At 60.9% G+C, this 12832-nt stretch carries 13 protein-coding genes; 4 read left to right on the forward strand and 9 right to left on the reverse strand.

Annotated elements, in window-relative coordinates; translation table 11 throughout:
* Position 1: 1 nt before the first annotated feature.
* The 4 genes from EHW12_RS26370 to EHW12_RS26385 form a co-directional block, all read right to left on the reverse strand.
* Positions 2–733 carry a hypothetical protein gene (locus EHW12_RS26370; protein WP_042447058.1) on the reverse strand — a complete coding sequence of 244 codons (732 nt, stop codon included), beginning with the start codon at positions 731–733 and terminating at the stop codon, positions 2–4.
* Between the two features lie 38 nt (positions 734–771).
* Positions 772–1056 (reverse strand): hypothetical protein, encoded by a 285-nt coding sequence (locus EHW12_RS26375; protein ID WP_003939785.1) that lies wholly within the window; start codon positions 1054–1056, stop codon positions 772–774.
* Between the two features lie 127 nt (positions 1057–1183).
* A complete protein-coding gene (locus EHW12_RS26380; RefSeq protein WP_125052111.1) occupies positions 1184–2791 on the reverse strand; it encodes an AMP-binding protein in 1608 nt (535 codons plus the stop codon).
* Positions 2792–2894: 103 nt separating this feature from the next.
* The gene (locus EHW12_RS26385) at positions 2895–3086 is read right to left on the reverse strand and encodes a hypothetical protein (RefSeq protein WP_039973125.1); all 192 of its coding nucleotides are present in this window, start codon (positions 3084–3086) and stop codon (positions 2895–2897) included.
* Positions 3087–3111: 25 nt separating this feature from the next.
* Here EHW12_RS26385 and EHW12_RS26390 point away from each other — a divergent pair, with 25 nt between their 5' ends.
* Positions 3112–3627, forward strand: a complete 516-nt coding sequence (locus EHW12_RS26390) for a CGNR zinc finger domain-containing protein (protein WP_003940315.1) — start codon at positions 3112–3114, stop codon at positions 3625–3627.
* A gap of 10 nt (positions 3628–3637) precedes the next feature.
* On the opposite strand, the gene EHW12_RS26395 is transcribed toward EHW12_RS26390, so the two are convergent.
* The 3 genes from EHW12_RS26395 to EHW12_RS26405 form a co-directional block, all read right to left on the reverse strand.
* The gene (locus EHW12_RS26395; protein ID WP_125052113.1) at positions 3638–4270 is read right to left on the reverse strand and encodes a hypothetical protein; all 633 of its coding nucleotides are present in this window, start codon (positions 4268–4270) and stop codon (positions 3638–3640) included.
* An 87-nt stretch (positions 4271–4357) separates the two neighbouring features.
* Positions 4358–4894 carry a hypothetical protein gene (locus tag EHW12_RS26400; protein ID WP_241199052.1) on the reverse strand — a complete coding sequence of 179 codons (537 nt, stop codon included), beginning with the start codon at positions 4892–4894 and terminating at the stop codon, positions 4358–4360.
* Between the two features lie 150 nt (positions 4895–5044).
* Positions 5045–6208, reverse strand: a complete 1164-nt coding sequence (locus EHW12_RS26405) for an LLM class flavin-dependent oxidoreductase (protein ID WP_042447073.1) — start codon at positions 6206–6208, stop codon at positions 5045–5047.
* Positions 6209–6365: 157 nt separating this feature from the next.
* Between EHW12_RS26405 and EHW12_RS26410 the strand changes: the two genes are divergently transcribed.
* From EHW12_RS26410 to EHW12_RS26420, 3 genes are all read left to right on the forward strand, one after another.
* A complete protein-coding gene (locus EHW12_RS26410) occupies positions 6366–7697 on the forward strand; it encodes an MFS transporter (protein WP_125052115.1) in 1332 nt (443 codons plus the stop codon).
* 141 nt (positions 7698–7838) lie between these two features.
* On the forward strand, positions 7839–8504 hold the full coding sequence (locus EHW12_RS26415) for a TetR/AcrR family transcriptional regulator (RefSeq protein WP_042924910.1): 666 nt from the start codon (positions 7839–7841) through the stop codon (positions 8502–8504).
* Positions 8501–10156 (forward strand): FAD-binding dehydrogenase, encoded by a 1656-nt coding sequence (locus tag EHW12_RS26420; protein WP_007729934.1) that lies wholly within the window; start codon positions 8501–8503, stop codon positions 10154–10156. Before EHW12_RS26415 ends, EHW12_RS26420 begins: the two co-directional genes overlap by 4 nt.
* Before the next feature lie 8 nt (positions 10157–10164).
* Here EHW12_RS26420 and EHW12_RS34755 read toward each other — a convergent pair whose 3' ends face one another.
* The gene (locus tag EHW12_RS34755; protein WP_164490600.1) at positions 10165–10302 is read right to left on the reverse strand and encodes a hypothetical protein; all 138 of its coding nucleotides are present in this window, start codon (positions 10300–10302) and stop codon (positions 10165–10167) included.
* A gap of 47 nt (positions 10303–10349) precedes the next feature.
* Complete coding sequence (locus EHW12_RS26425; RefSeq protein ID WP_125052117.1) at positions 10350–12716, reverse strand: arylsulfatase; 2367 nt, start codon at positions 12714–12716, stop codon at positions 10350–10352.
* Between the last annotated feature and the right edge of the window lie 116 nt (positions 12717–12832).

Raw genomic sequence — 12832 nt, forward strand, 5'->3', positions numbered from 1 at the left:
TTCATCGCTTGATCTCGATGTCGTCGAAGTCGAGCGCCAGGAGGGTCGGCCGCGAGAGAACGCGACTGCCTGGGCCCCGCGGGAGAACGCGCCGTCGAGTGGGAAAGGTGAGACCGTCGAACTGACGGTGATGGTCACAGTAGAGAGCAGCTTTCGCCCAGCTGCCTACCGGTTCGGCGACGAAGTCGTGACGGCGGATGAGGCCACCGTTGTCGACATAGAAGGTCTGCTGCCGGCAATGGGTGTCGATTTCTGGCGCAAATGTTGCTTGTAGTCGTCGCCATTGCTGCCCGGATTCCTGCCAAGGTTCGGCTTCGGTGACAGTGATGTCGTCGCGGGCGAGCAGCAGCGGTGCGTTCAGATAGTTCCAAAAGGCGTAGCCGGCAAAGTAAGCGGTGTCGAGCGCGTCCCAGTGGAGGTTGCGCCGGACTCCACTCAACCCGAAAAACTCTGGACGTGGGTCGGTTCGCCTCCCGAGTTCTTCGCCGTCACGAGTTTCGATCCGCACGACGCCCTTGTCGAACACAGCGCACTCGCCGACACGCGGAAAGTCTTGGAGGACAGTGCGTTGCTCGGCGACTTCAACCTCGACCGTGAACTTCGCCAGCTTGTTGCCGGGGAAGCGCTGAGGCAGCAGACCGCCCAAACGTCCCCGTGCCGTGATCGCTGAAACAGACTGCCAACGTTCGACTCCGCCATGTGCGGTGAGGACTTCATCGAGTAGTTCGGTCATATGTCGACGCTCTCCGTCCCCTGACGGAACTGTGGAAATCAGCGATCAGACGGACGCGTAGTTGTAGTTGCGTTCCTCCCGCGGTACCACTGCCACCCCGCGGTGATGATGACAGCGCCGGCAAGGGACCCGAGGATGCCGCTCGGGCGCAATGATAATCCGTCGCCTGCAATCAAACTCACGAGCAAACCGCCGACCAGCGAACCACCGATTCCCGCGATGAACGCGAAGGTCCAGTCCACTCGTGCGGTCGTTTTCCCCAGAATCAGCTGGGCTCCCGCTCCGATGACGATCCCGAACAGGAGTATTCCGATGATGAGCATGAGCTGAGACCCTTTCGTGGAGTGACGACGCAAGGCGCGAACGACTTACTCTGCGCCATCTTTCCGGTATGTCTCTTATGTCGTGGTGAAATCCGTGTGAAAGGTTGTCGCCACCCACTCCACACTGCTAGGACGACGCCAGTGTCGTCGCCCAGCGGTAGTCCGCCTTACCGGCCGGGGTCCTCTTGACTTCATCGACCAGCACGATCGTGCGCGGCACCTTGTAACCGGCCAACGTCTTACGGCAATGTTCCTGAACCGCTTCGAGAGTCAGCTCGTCGGACTCGGGATAGGTCGCGATCACCGCGGCAACCTGCTGCCCCATGCGCGCGTCGGGTGCGGGGACGACAAGCGCGTCGGAGATCGCCGGATGCGCGTGAAGGGCAGCCTCGACCTCTTCGGCGAAAACCTTCTCGCCGCCGGTGTTAATGCACTGTGAGCCGCGGCCCAGGAAGACAATCGTGCCGTCCGCTTCAACCTTGCCCATGTCGCCGAGCACCGAAAGACGGGTGCCGTCAGCGCGGGTCGGGAACGTGCGGGCGGTCTTCTCTTCATCCTTGTAGTACCCGAGCGGGACGTTTCCGATACGCGCGATGTAGCCCACGTCGTCGGAGCCGGCGGGGATCTCTTCGAGCCGCTCGTCGACCAGGATCATGTTCGGCGAGGGCGGCATTCGCAGATTTCCCGCCTCGTCGATGGAGAAGGCGCCGTCATTACCGGACTCCGAGGCTCCGAAGTTGTCCCGCAACAGCAGGTCCGGCTTCACCGCCAGCATGCGATCTCGAACGCTGGTGGACCAGATCGCACCACCTGACGTGATCGAGAAGAGACTGCTGAAATCGACCTCGTCTTTGCGTCGTTCCATCTCGTCGACCAACGGCAGTCCCATGCCGTCACCGACGATCAGGATCACCTGTACCGAATCCTTCTCGATCGCTTCGACGACCTTCTCCGCAACGAATTCTCGTCGTAGAACCACGCGGGCACCGAGGGTGAGGAAGGTGAACAGCGAATACAACGCTGCGCCGTGCATGAGGGGGGCGGCAATGAGGAACGAGAGTTCCGGAAATTCCTTTGCAGCGCTGGCTATCTCGGCGAGGTCCTGTCGAGCTTCCTCGCCGTACGGATTTCCGCCGGAGAGCGGCTTACGGAAGAAGTCGTCGTGACGCCACATGACACCCTTCGGGTATCCGGTCGTCCCGCCGGTGTAGAGCAGGTACACGTCGTCGCCCGAACGAGAATCGAACTCCCCTACCGGTGACATCTCGCGAGCGTCGTCGAAGGAAACCACCGACACTTCATGCGCTTTCGCGGCAGCGACCAGTTCGGCCTCGACCTCGCCGATCACGATCACCGTCTTCACCTTCGGGCATGCACCGAAAAGGGAAGCAAGGACACGCTGATGCTCGGGGAGTTCCACGACCACTGCGACCGAGTCGGAGTTGGTGAAGATGTACTCCAGCTCGGCGGGCGTGTACCGGTAGTTCACATTGATCGGGACCGCACGGATCTTGATCAACCCGAGGATCGACGTGACATGTTCGACGCTGTTCTTCAGGAACAGGGCTACATGATCGCCGCGCGAGATGCCGGCTTGCGCGAGCAGGTTGGCCGTTCGGTTGGCTTCCGCGTCCAGCTCAGCGTAGGTGAAGTTCTCTCCCTCGTAAGTCAAGGCGACGCGATCAGGCACCGAGCTGGCGACGGTTTCGAATACATCAGCGAGGTTGAACTGCATCGTCTTCCCTTTCAGAGTCTGCGCCGCGATACCGAGGCATACAACCCTGAATCTAGAACACGTTCCATGTCACCCGAGGCAAAACGGAGCGATTAGCTGACCATTACCTGGACCTGACCTTGATCGGCGCAGCGACGGCCGAGCCCGCACCGCCCGACACCCATTCGGCGAGCAAGGTCTGCCACGACCCGCAATGGCAGCGCAGGTAGGTGACCGTCCCCTCGCTGGTCCGATGCCGAGATTCGATCTCCCAGCGGTGGATGCAACTTATCGGCGCGAAATCTGTTTTCTTCATACGACGAGCATGATGTAATGGCATTGTGCATCTCAACCCTTACGGCGAATATGCGGTGACGCTGGCCGCCGACCTGGCCAATCGAAATCCCGAGACCTTGGCCGAACTCGTCGAACGCTGCGTCGATGCAGGCATCATTCTCGATTTCCCCATCGCCGAGAAGGACCTCGACGAGACCCTCGACCTTCTGATCGAGTGGTCGAAAATCGTCGACGTCACGGAGGAGGCAGCCCGCGCCGAGTTGGTGAACGTCATGCTCGAGCAAGCGTCGGCGTATCCGCGCATGACCAACCACGCAAACGACGGGTGGCATCTGCACTACCGCGATCCGCAACAGTCGCTCGCCGAGGTCCTCAAAGCCCTCTTCTCGGTAGGCACGGCGCTGCACCTCGTCGGCCGCGGAATGCACAGATTAGGTCGGTGCACCCTGGACGAGTGCACCAACATCTATGCGGACACCTCACGCAACGGCAATCAGCGGTACTGCTCCCCCACGTGTGCGAATCGCGACGCGGTGCGACGCCACCGCGCGCGCAAGTGAGCCGGACCGATTACGACGCGGGACCTACTACCTCGAAATCCGAGCCACCTTGGTAGTCGAACTGGAAGCTGCCGCCGCTGCTTCCCGAGCTGATTCGATTCCACGCGTCGATCAAGTCCTGGACCGTGTTGTATCCCAGGTCCTCCAAAGATCCTGAGAGACTTCCGGTTCCGGCGCCCTCGAACCAGCCGCCGACCACAACGGCCTGCGGAATCGCGATAGTGGGGTTGGTCGGATCGAGCAGTCGAACGCACGCTCCCGCAACGGCGTACACCCCGGCCGGCAGATTCCCGACGGTCCGCGTGATCGTCTGCCCAGGCGAAACGGCAAACAGATCGAGGATGTTGCTGACGGTCGGATACACCAACACGCCGGGCTGGAGCAGCTTTGCCGGATCGCGGATCACGTCGGGGACATCCCTGGCGTTGAGGATCGCCACTGTGCAGTTGATGAAGCTGAACCGCGGGTTCGGATTGGTGATGGTGAAGGTGATCGCATTGTCCGCTGCGCTCACCGACACCGGAGGCGGGAGAATCGCCGGTGCTGCCGACGCCGTCGCCGGAGTCATGACAACAAGTCCCACGACGGCGGCCGACGCCGCGACAATGCTTCCCAGAGCGCGTTTGAATCCACGACTTCGCATTTCCGAACCTCCAGACAAGTCGGTCAGATCACCAGATGCCTGAAGAATAGACCGATCAGTCGGAAAATTGGGGAGACAGACGGTGAGCTACCCGAAAAGTCCTTCGAGGCTGCCGCTGCCGAACAGGTCGCTCAGGCTTCCGGTATTGATGCCGCTGAACGGTCCACCGATGACAACGAGGCTCGGCACGCCAGGAACAGGCTTACCCAACGTCTCCAGATCGAGAAGATCGGAGCAGGCACCGAGCACGGCGTAGGTTCCGTCCGGAACATCGGTCACGGTGTTGGTGACCGTCTGCCCCTTCACGACGGCGAACAGTGAGGACGGGTCGGTGATCTTGGGGTACACCACAAGGTTCGGATCGAGCAGCTTGAGCGGATCATCAAGCACGGCAGCAGAATCCGCGGCGTTGACGACAAACGCCTGGCACAACGGGGCAATGCCCGTGTTGTTGTTCGTGATCGTCAGCGCCAGATCGTTTCCGGTCACCTTGTACGAGACGACCGGCGGGACCACCTCGGCCGACGCAGTTGCAGGATTGACCATCGCGACGCCTGCCGCGGTTGCAGCGGCGACTGCCACGGTTCCCACGACGCGACGTACTCCACTCGTGCCCAGCTTCATCGAGAATCCTTTCGTACTGCGCCTTGAGTTCGGCAACAGTGCGCAGCCTAGATCGGATCTAGAGCCCGAAATGGTCCAATTGTCCCGTCGGGAGGTCATGCCCGAAAGATCAGGACAAACGTCCCCTTCTCGAAGAGCTCGCTGTTCGACTCAGTTCCCACTGGAGACGAAGGGCGTTCGCACCGGTCCGCCGACCGAACCGTGCGGTGCTACCAATCCACGCTTTTCGAGGATCGGACGCACACCCTCACCGAACTGATACGCCTCTTCGAGATGGGGATAGCCCGACAATACAAAGTGATCCAGACCGATCGCCGCGTACTCGGCAATCCGATCAGCCACTTCTTGGTGCGAACCGACCAATGCGGTGCCTGCACCCCCTCGCACCAATCCGACGCCGGTCCACAGGTTCGGCGCAATCTCCAGCGACCTCGCTCCGACGCCCTCCTTGTAAGCCGAACCGCCGCCGTGCAATTCGAGCATCCGACGCTGACCTTCGGAGCCGGATCGCGCAAGACTCGCCTGAGCCTGCTCGACGGTCGCCGGATCGAGCGCACTGAGCAGCCGATCCGCTTCTGCCCATGCCTGTTCCGAGGTGTCCCGGCTGATGACATGCAGACGGATTCCGTAGTCGAGGTGACGACCTTGAACTTCCGCGAGGTCGCGAATCCAGGCGATCTTGGCGGCAACAGCGGACGGCGTCTCACCCCAGGTGAGATACGTATCCGCGTAACGCGATGCGACGGTTCCGGCCGCCGGCGACGATCCACCGAAGAAGATGGGCGGTACCGGATCCGGAATGCGCTGCAGCGTAGCCTTTTCCACGTTGACGTACTCGCCGGAGAAATCAACCGGACCGTTACCGGACCACAACTGGCGGATCACGTCGAGGAACTCGCCGCATCGTGCGTACCGTTGGTTCTTGTCGAGGAAGTCACCGAACGTGCGCTGCTCGTGGTCCTCCCCGCCGGTCACGACGTTGAGCAGCAGACGACCACCCGACTGCCATTGGAAGGTAGCGGCCATCTGAGCGGCCAGCGTCGGGCTGAGCAATCCCGGTCGCAGAGCAACCAGAAACTTGAGCGTCTCGGTGGTCTCGACCATCATCGCTGTCGTCAGCCATGCGTCTTCGCACCACGCGCCGGTGGGTGTGAGAACGGCCTCGAAGCCGTTCGTCTCGGCGGCCGCGCCGATCTGATTGAGGTATTTCAGCGTCGCCGGACGATCACCGGACATCGAGCTGCCGTGCCCACCCGCCATCAGATTCCGGGAATCACCGTAAGTAGGCAAGAACCAGTGGAAGCGCAGTGACACGGTGATTCCTTTCGTCGACGAACAGGCAGAACTCTTCTGTCATTACAACCACAGTCCACCTCGAAGAACAGGGTTGAAATCACCCTGATCGCTAGGGGTGCCCACTTTCGGCTCCGGCGATACCTTCGTGAATTTGCACCGCGACCCGGGGGCTCCGATGACCACGTTTGCCGAAGTCGAGCACAATTCACCGTTCTCGAACGAGACCGACGACGAGCGGCGATCCAGACTGAGAACCGTCGTCGCCGCGAGCCTGCTCGGCACGACGGTCGAGTGGTACGACTTCTTCCTCTATGCGACGGCCGCGAGCCTCGTCTTCAACCAACTGTTCTTCCCCAACCAGAGTTCCTTTGTCGGGACCATGCTTTCTTTTGCGACCTTCGCGGTCGGCTTTCTCGTTCGCCCCATCGGCGGAGTGGTGTTCGGTCACATCGGCGATCGCATCGGGCGCAAGAAAACGCTTGCCCTCACGATGTTCATCATGGGTATCGCGACGGCGCTCATGGGTGTCCTTCCGACCGCAGCTCAAATCGGGGTCGTTGCACCGATTCTGCTTCTGCTGCTTCGTATCCTGCAGGGATTTGCTCTCGGTGGTGAGTGGGCCGGAGCCGTTCTTCTGGCGGTCGAACACAGTCCGGAGAAGAAGCGCGGGCTGTTCGGCAGCATCCCGCAGATCGGACTGGCTCTCGGCTTGGCTTTGGGCACAGGAATGTTCGCACTACTTCAAACGGTCTTCGACGACGAACAGTTTCTCCGTTTCGGCTGGCGCATAGCCTTTGTTCTCAGCTTGGTGCTCGTGATCGTAGGGTTGGTGGTCCGTTTGAAGGTCGACGAGACGCCGGCATTTCAGGCCGTTCGCGACCTCGAACAACGCTCGTCCGCCCCGCTCAGGGAAGTCTTTCAAGGAAGAGTCGCGCGAAACACCGTACTGGGCATGCTGTCTCGCTGGGGCGAGGGCGCCGCGTTCAACACCTGGGGCGTCTTTGCAATCACGTATGCAACCAAGACTCTGCATTTCGAAAAGGTTCCGGTACTTCTCGTGGTCACCGTGGCCGCAGTAGTGATGGCGATCTTGCTGCCGTTTTCCGGTTCACTCACTGATCGGTTCGGCCCGCAACGGGTCTACATCGTGGGCATCGCCGCGTACGGCCTCGCGATCTTCCCCGCCTTCGCACTGTTCGGTACCGAGAATCTCCTGCTCTTCGGAGTCGCGATGGTCGCGGTCTTCGGAGTGATTCATGCCTTGTTCTACGGCGCCCAGGGAACGCTGTATGCGAGCCTCTACCCCACAGAAATCCGGTACACCGGGTTGTCGGTCGTCTACCAGTTCTCTGGTATCTACGCCTCCGGCGTCACACCTCTGATCCTTACTGCACTGATCGGCGCCACCGGCGGTTCACCGTGGCTGGCCTGTGGATATCTGGTGGCCACCTCGGCGATCAGCGTCGTCGCCACTGCGGCGATCAGGAAGCGTGATCTGCATCTGTAGCGATCACATCTGAATATTCACCTCTCTTGCACATTTACTAGATATGCATAGAAATACCTGCGAAGAAGAACAGATCGAGATACGCCTGCGCATCGGATACATCGGTGTATCGTTTGGGGTCCCACCCTGACGGAGGCGCCGATGACGACTGGAACGGACAACTCGCCGGCCAAGCGTGTCACCAAACGCCGTGGTCAGACCCGGCAGCGTCTGCTCGACGCGGCTGCAGATGTCTTCTCCGAATCCGGGTTCGGGCACGCCACGGTCGAGCAGATCTGCGAACGCGCCGGATACTCCCGAGGCGCGTTCTACTCCAACTTCGATTCACTCGACGAATTGTTCTTCGCGATGTGGGAGCAGCGATCTGCATCAATGCTCGCCGATCTACGGCTGGCGACGGAGTCGATCACCGCCGGTAACATCGTCGACATCCATGCCGCTGTCGCCCGGATCGTGGCGGTGGTTCCGGTCGACCCGCAGTGGTACCGGATCAACGCGGAATTCACAGCCCACGCGCTCCGTAACCCGGCACTTCGCAAAGCCCTTGCCGACCGTGAAGACGCGATCCTTCGCACCCTGTTGCCCATTGTGGAGTCCGCACTCAGCGATGTCGGGCGAACAATCGTCGGCGACCCGACGGCGTTGGGACGGGCATTGGTTGCAGTGCACGACGGCACCAGCGTGCAGTGCCTCGTCGATACCGACACCAACGCCGCCTTTGCACTGCGCCGCGATATCTTCACTCGAATTCTGCTGTCCTACAGCGAAATAATCCAGAACAACCAATCGGAAGAGGAGTTGTCGTGAGCGAACAAGCTGACGTCATCGTTGTCGGGGCAGGGCTGGCGGGACTGGTCGCCACCTACGAACTGACGCGCGCGGGCCGCAAAGTCCTTGTCGTGGAACAGGAGAACGCTGCCAACCTCGGCGCGCAGGCATTTTGGTCTCTCGGCGGACTCTTCCTCGTGAACAGCCCCGAGCAACGCCGACTCGGCATCAAGGACTCCCTCGAGTTGGCAATGCAGGACTGGATGGGCACAGCGGGATTCGACCGCGACCGCGAAGATCACTGGCCGCGTCAGTGGGCCAAGGCATACGTCGAGTTCGCAGCGGGCGACAAGCGTCAGTACCTGCACGATCTGGGGCTTCGCCTGATGCCGAATGTCGGCTGGGCCGAACGTGGCCGCGGAATGGCTCTCGGACACGGAAATTCGGTGCCTCGCTTCCACCTCACCTGGGGCACCGGACCTGGCGTCGTCGATGTCTTTCTGACCAAGGTCATTGCTGCCCAGAAACGTGGCCTCGTCACGTTCAAGCACCGCCACCAGGTGGATCAGTTGGTGGTCACCGATGGCGCGGTCACCGGTGTACGAGGAACCGTCCTCGAACCTTCCAGTGATCTGCGCGGTGTGAAGAGCTCACGCACCCCCGTCGGCGAGTTCGAGTTCGCCGCACAGGCCGTCGTAGTGACATCCGGTGGAATCGGCGGCAACTACGAACTGGTGAAGAAAAACTGGCCCGAGCGACTCGGCAAGGCACCCAAGCACATGCTGACGGGAGTACCGGCGCACGTCGACGGGCGCATGCTCGAAATCACCGAATCCGCGGGCGGAAACATCGTGAACCGCGACCGCATGTGGCACTACACCGAAGGCATCCAGAACTGGAATCCCATCTGGCCGAACCACGGAATCCGAATCATTCCCGGACCGTCCTCGATGTGGTTCGACGCCACCGGCAAGCGTCTGCCGGTCCCCAACTTCCCGGGCTTCGACACGATGGGAACTTTCAAGTACATCCTGGACAGCGGCCACGAGTACACGTGGTTCATCCTCGACCAGAAGATCATCGAGAAGGAGTTCGCACTCTCGGGATCGGAACAGAACCCGGACTTCACCAACCGCGACTTCAAGCTCCTCCTCGAACGAATCAAGAAGGGCGCGCCGGGACCGGTCGAGGCGTTCAAGCAGAAGGGCGCCGACTTCGTTGTGCGCAACAACCTTCGTGATCTGGTCGACGGCATGAACGCCCTCACCGACGAACCGCTCCTCGACTACGAGGACATCGAGCGCGAGATGATCGCCCGCGACCGCGAAGTCGACAACAAGTACAGCAAGGACTTCCAGGTCACCGCCATCCACGGTGCCCGTAATCTGTTGGCAGACAAGATCGTGCGCGTCGTTGCACCGCACAAGATCCTGGACCCCAAGAACGGCCCACTGATCGCGGTCCGGTTGCACCTGCTCACACGCAAGACTCTCGGCGGCTTGGAAACCAACCTGGATTCGCAGGTCATCAAGGCCGACGGCAGTGTCTTCGACGGCCTGTACGCAGCCGGTGAAGTCGCGGGCTTCGGCGGCGGCGGAGTCCACGGTTACAGCGCACTCGAGGGGACCTTCCTCGGCGGCTGCATCTTCTCGGGCCGCGCAGCCGGACGAGCATTGGCGCGCGACCTGTAGCCCCGAAATCAGGCGAGCGAATGCGTGACCAGAATGTGGTGGGCACGCATTCGCCGCGCCTCCTGCACGGATTGATGGTGGTGATGGTGCGTCGGCCCGCGCGCGTGGCGGACCAGATCGTGAACAGTTCGGATGACGGTCGGCATTGCGACCCTCCCTCAGGAGATTGTGACTGCTGCTCTTGCCTGTGGAATCACTGTCTGGACACCGCCACTCGCGCCACCTCCTCCGGATCGATGAGGTGGGTATGGTCGTCGTCACCGACATCGATCTGCACGACGTCGATACGTGCGTTGAATGTGGTTGCGCCACTGTAATCGACACTGACAGGCATGCCGTAGTCATCCCCGATGTCGGTGGTCTCGTCCGCGGAGAAGACCATCGGTTGCGTCTGCTCGACGCGACCTGAGCCCACTTCGCGACCGTCGTGATAGATCGTGACCCCACCGCCTCTCGCGAGACCACCTCCGTCGTAAGTGAACTCAGCTCTGATCTGGTGTGATCCTGCCGGAATGTCAACGTCGGAAGCGATGACGAACTCGGTCATGCCCAATAGGTTGTAGACGAATTTGGCGCGGCCTTCCCGCGCGTAAAGTGCCCAGCCACCAAATCTGCCTCCCTGCGCGATCATCACACCGTTGGCAGTAATGCCATCCGCGACGTCGACTGCTGCTGTGACACTGAATGATCGGTTCTTGATACTCAGCACGCTGTGCTCGCTCAGCCGTTTCATTCCGGGAAACAGAACCTGTCGATTCCCGGACACCAACTGCGGACGCCCCGCGATGTGAGGGTTGAACCTCTCGAATCTTCGGTCGTCGATCGGAAGCACGTTGTACTTGACCGCTTCGATCAACCACAAGCGTTGCAGTGCAGCGAGTTTCTCCGGCATCTCGGCCGCCAAGTCTTTGGACTGCGTCCAATCCTGAGACCCGTCGTAGAGCTCCCACACGTCGTCGTCGAGTGCGGGGAGTGCCTCCGCGAACAGCCACGGAGTGCTGTGTCTGGTGACCGCACTCCAACCCTTGTAATAGATTCCACGGTTGCCGGCCATCTCGAAGTACTGCAGATCGTGACGTTCGGCGACTTCGGCGTCGTCGAAGGTGTAGACCATGCTGGTCCCCTCGATGGGTGATTGCTGGACGCCGTTGACGAAGGTCGGTTCCGGCAGTTTCGCGACCTCGAGGATCGTCGGTGCGACGTCGATGACGTGGGTGAATTGCGACCGCGTCTCCCCCTTGGTCCGAATCCCTGCAGGCCAGTGCACGATCGTCCCGTTGCGAGTGCCACCCCAATGCGACGCAACCTGTTTCGTCCACTGGTACGGGGTACACATTGCCCACGCCCACCCCACGGAATAGTGGTTGTATGCGTCCTTGGTACCGAATTTGTCTTTCACTTCCGCCATGAACTCGGGCGTCTCGATGGCGGCGAGTCCGTTGAAGTTGGCCATCTCGTTGAAAGCGCCGTTGATCGTCCCCTCTGCGGACGCTCCGTTGTCTCCGATGATGTAGTACACGAGGGTGTTGTCGAGAGCTCCGAGTTCTTCGATCGCATCGACAAGCCGGCCGACATGGAAATCGGTGTGTTCGAGAAATCCTGCATAGACTTCCATTTGGCGTTCGAGGACGGGCTTCATCTCCTCACTCATGTCCTCCCACGCCGGAATGGCCTCGGGACTCGGGGTGAGGACCGCATCCGCGGGAACGACTCCCCGCTGCTTCTGCTGCTCGAGAATCGATTCGCGTTGAGCGTCCCAACCTCCTGCGAACCGGCCCTCGTACTTGTCTGCCCACTCCTTCGGAACATGGTGCGGTGCATGTGTGGCGCCGGGTGCAAAGTAGACGAAGAACGGCTTGTCCGGAGCCAATGACTTCTGCATCCGAACCCAGTCGATCGCGTGATCGGCAAGGTCCTCAGTGAGGTGGTAACCCTCCTCCGGTGTCTTGTCCGGCTCGACAGGCGCGACGCCCTCGTACAGCGCCGGGTAATACTGGTTGTTCTCCCCGCCGATGAATCCGTAGAAGTGCTCGAATCCGCCTTCTCCCGTCGGCCACGACGTGAACGGACCCACCGGGGATGTTTGCCACGGCGGAACCTCGTGACACTTGCCGAACTGCGCCGTCGAGTATCCGTTGAGTTTCAACGTCATCGGCAGTGCGGCTTTGGTATTCGGCCGCAGGCCGGAAAGACCAGGAGCCGAGGTAGCGGTTTCGGTGATCGATCCCATGCCGACCGAATGATGGTTGCGCCCGCTCAGAAGAGCGGCGCGGGTCGGAGCACACAGTGCCGTCGTGTGAAACCGCGTGTACGTGAGCCCATTACTTTGCAATCGCTCAGCAGTCGGTGTGTCCGCTGGTCCTCCGAAGGCACTGCTCGCGCCATATCCCACGTCGTCCAACAGGACCACCAGAACATTGGGTGCGCCGGCCGGCGGTAGTAGCGGAGTGATCGGCGGAAACTCGGTGTCCGGATCCTTCGCGTCGTACGTCACCAGACCAAGATGTTGTCGATCCGGAATCGGTAGTACGGCGCGGCTCTGGTCTGTCGGATCCGTCATGACGTCTCGCCTTCTGTCTCTCACATGGCTCTTTCAAGCGTTTCAGGATCACGACGACGTCGACATCATCCGTTTCGGGTGAAGGCGCACCATTGCCGCAGCGTGGAGGCTTGAAG

This window comes from Rhodococcus sp. NJ-530, assembly GCF_003860625.1.
In the GTDB taxonomy this organism is placed as follows: Bacteria; Actinomycetota; Actinomycetes; order Mycobacteriales; family Mycobacteriaceae; genus Rhodococcus_F; species Rhodococcus_F qingshengii.

Coding starts and splice junctions, on each gene's coding strand:
- EHW12_RS26375 (WP_003939785.1), bottom strand. CDS start 1,056: ATGCTCATCATCGGAATACTCCTGTTCGGGATCGTCATCGGAGCGGGA.
- EHW12_RS26380 (WP_125052111.1), bottom strand. CDS start 2,791: ATGCAGTTCAACCTCGCTGATGTATTCGAAACCGTCGCCAGCTCGGTG.
- EHW12_RS26400 (WP_241199052.1), bottom strand. CDS start 4,894: ATGAAGCTGGGCACGAGTGGAGTACGTCGCGTCGTGGGAACCGTGGCA.
- EHW12_RS26385 (WP_039973125.1), bottom strand. CDS start 3,086: ATGAAGAAAACAGATTTCGCGCCGATAAGTTGCATCCACCGCTGGGAG.
- EHW12_RS26370 (WP_042447058.1), bottom strand. CDS start 733: ATGACCGAACTACTCGATGAAGTCCTCACCGCACATGGCGGAGTCGAA.
- EHW12_RS26425 (WP_125052117.1), bottom strand. CDS start 12,716: ATGACGGATCCGACAGACCAGAGCCGCGCCGTACTACCGATTCCGGAT.
- EHW12_RS26415 (WP_042924910.1), top strand. CDS start 7,839: ATGACGACTGGAACGGACAACTCGCCGGCCAAGCGTGTCACCAAACGC.
- EHW12_RS26395 (WP_125052113.1), bottom strand. CDS start 4,270: ATGCGAAGTCGTGGATTCAAACGCGCTCTGGGAAGCATTGTCGCGGCG.
- EHW12_RS26410 (WP_125052115.1), top strand. CDS start 6,366: ATGACCACGTTTGCCGAAGTCGAGCACAATTCACCGTTCTCGAACGAG.
- EHW12_RS34755 (WP_164490600.1), bottom strand. CDS start 10,302: ATGCCGACCGTCATCCGAACTGTTCACGATCTGGTCCGCCACGCGCGC.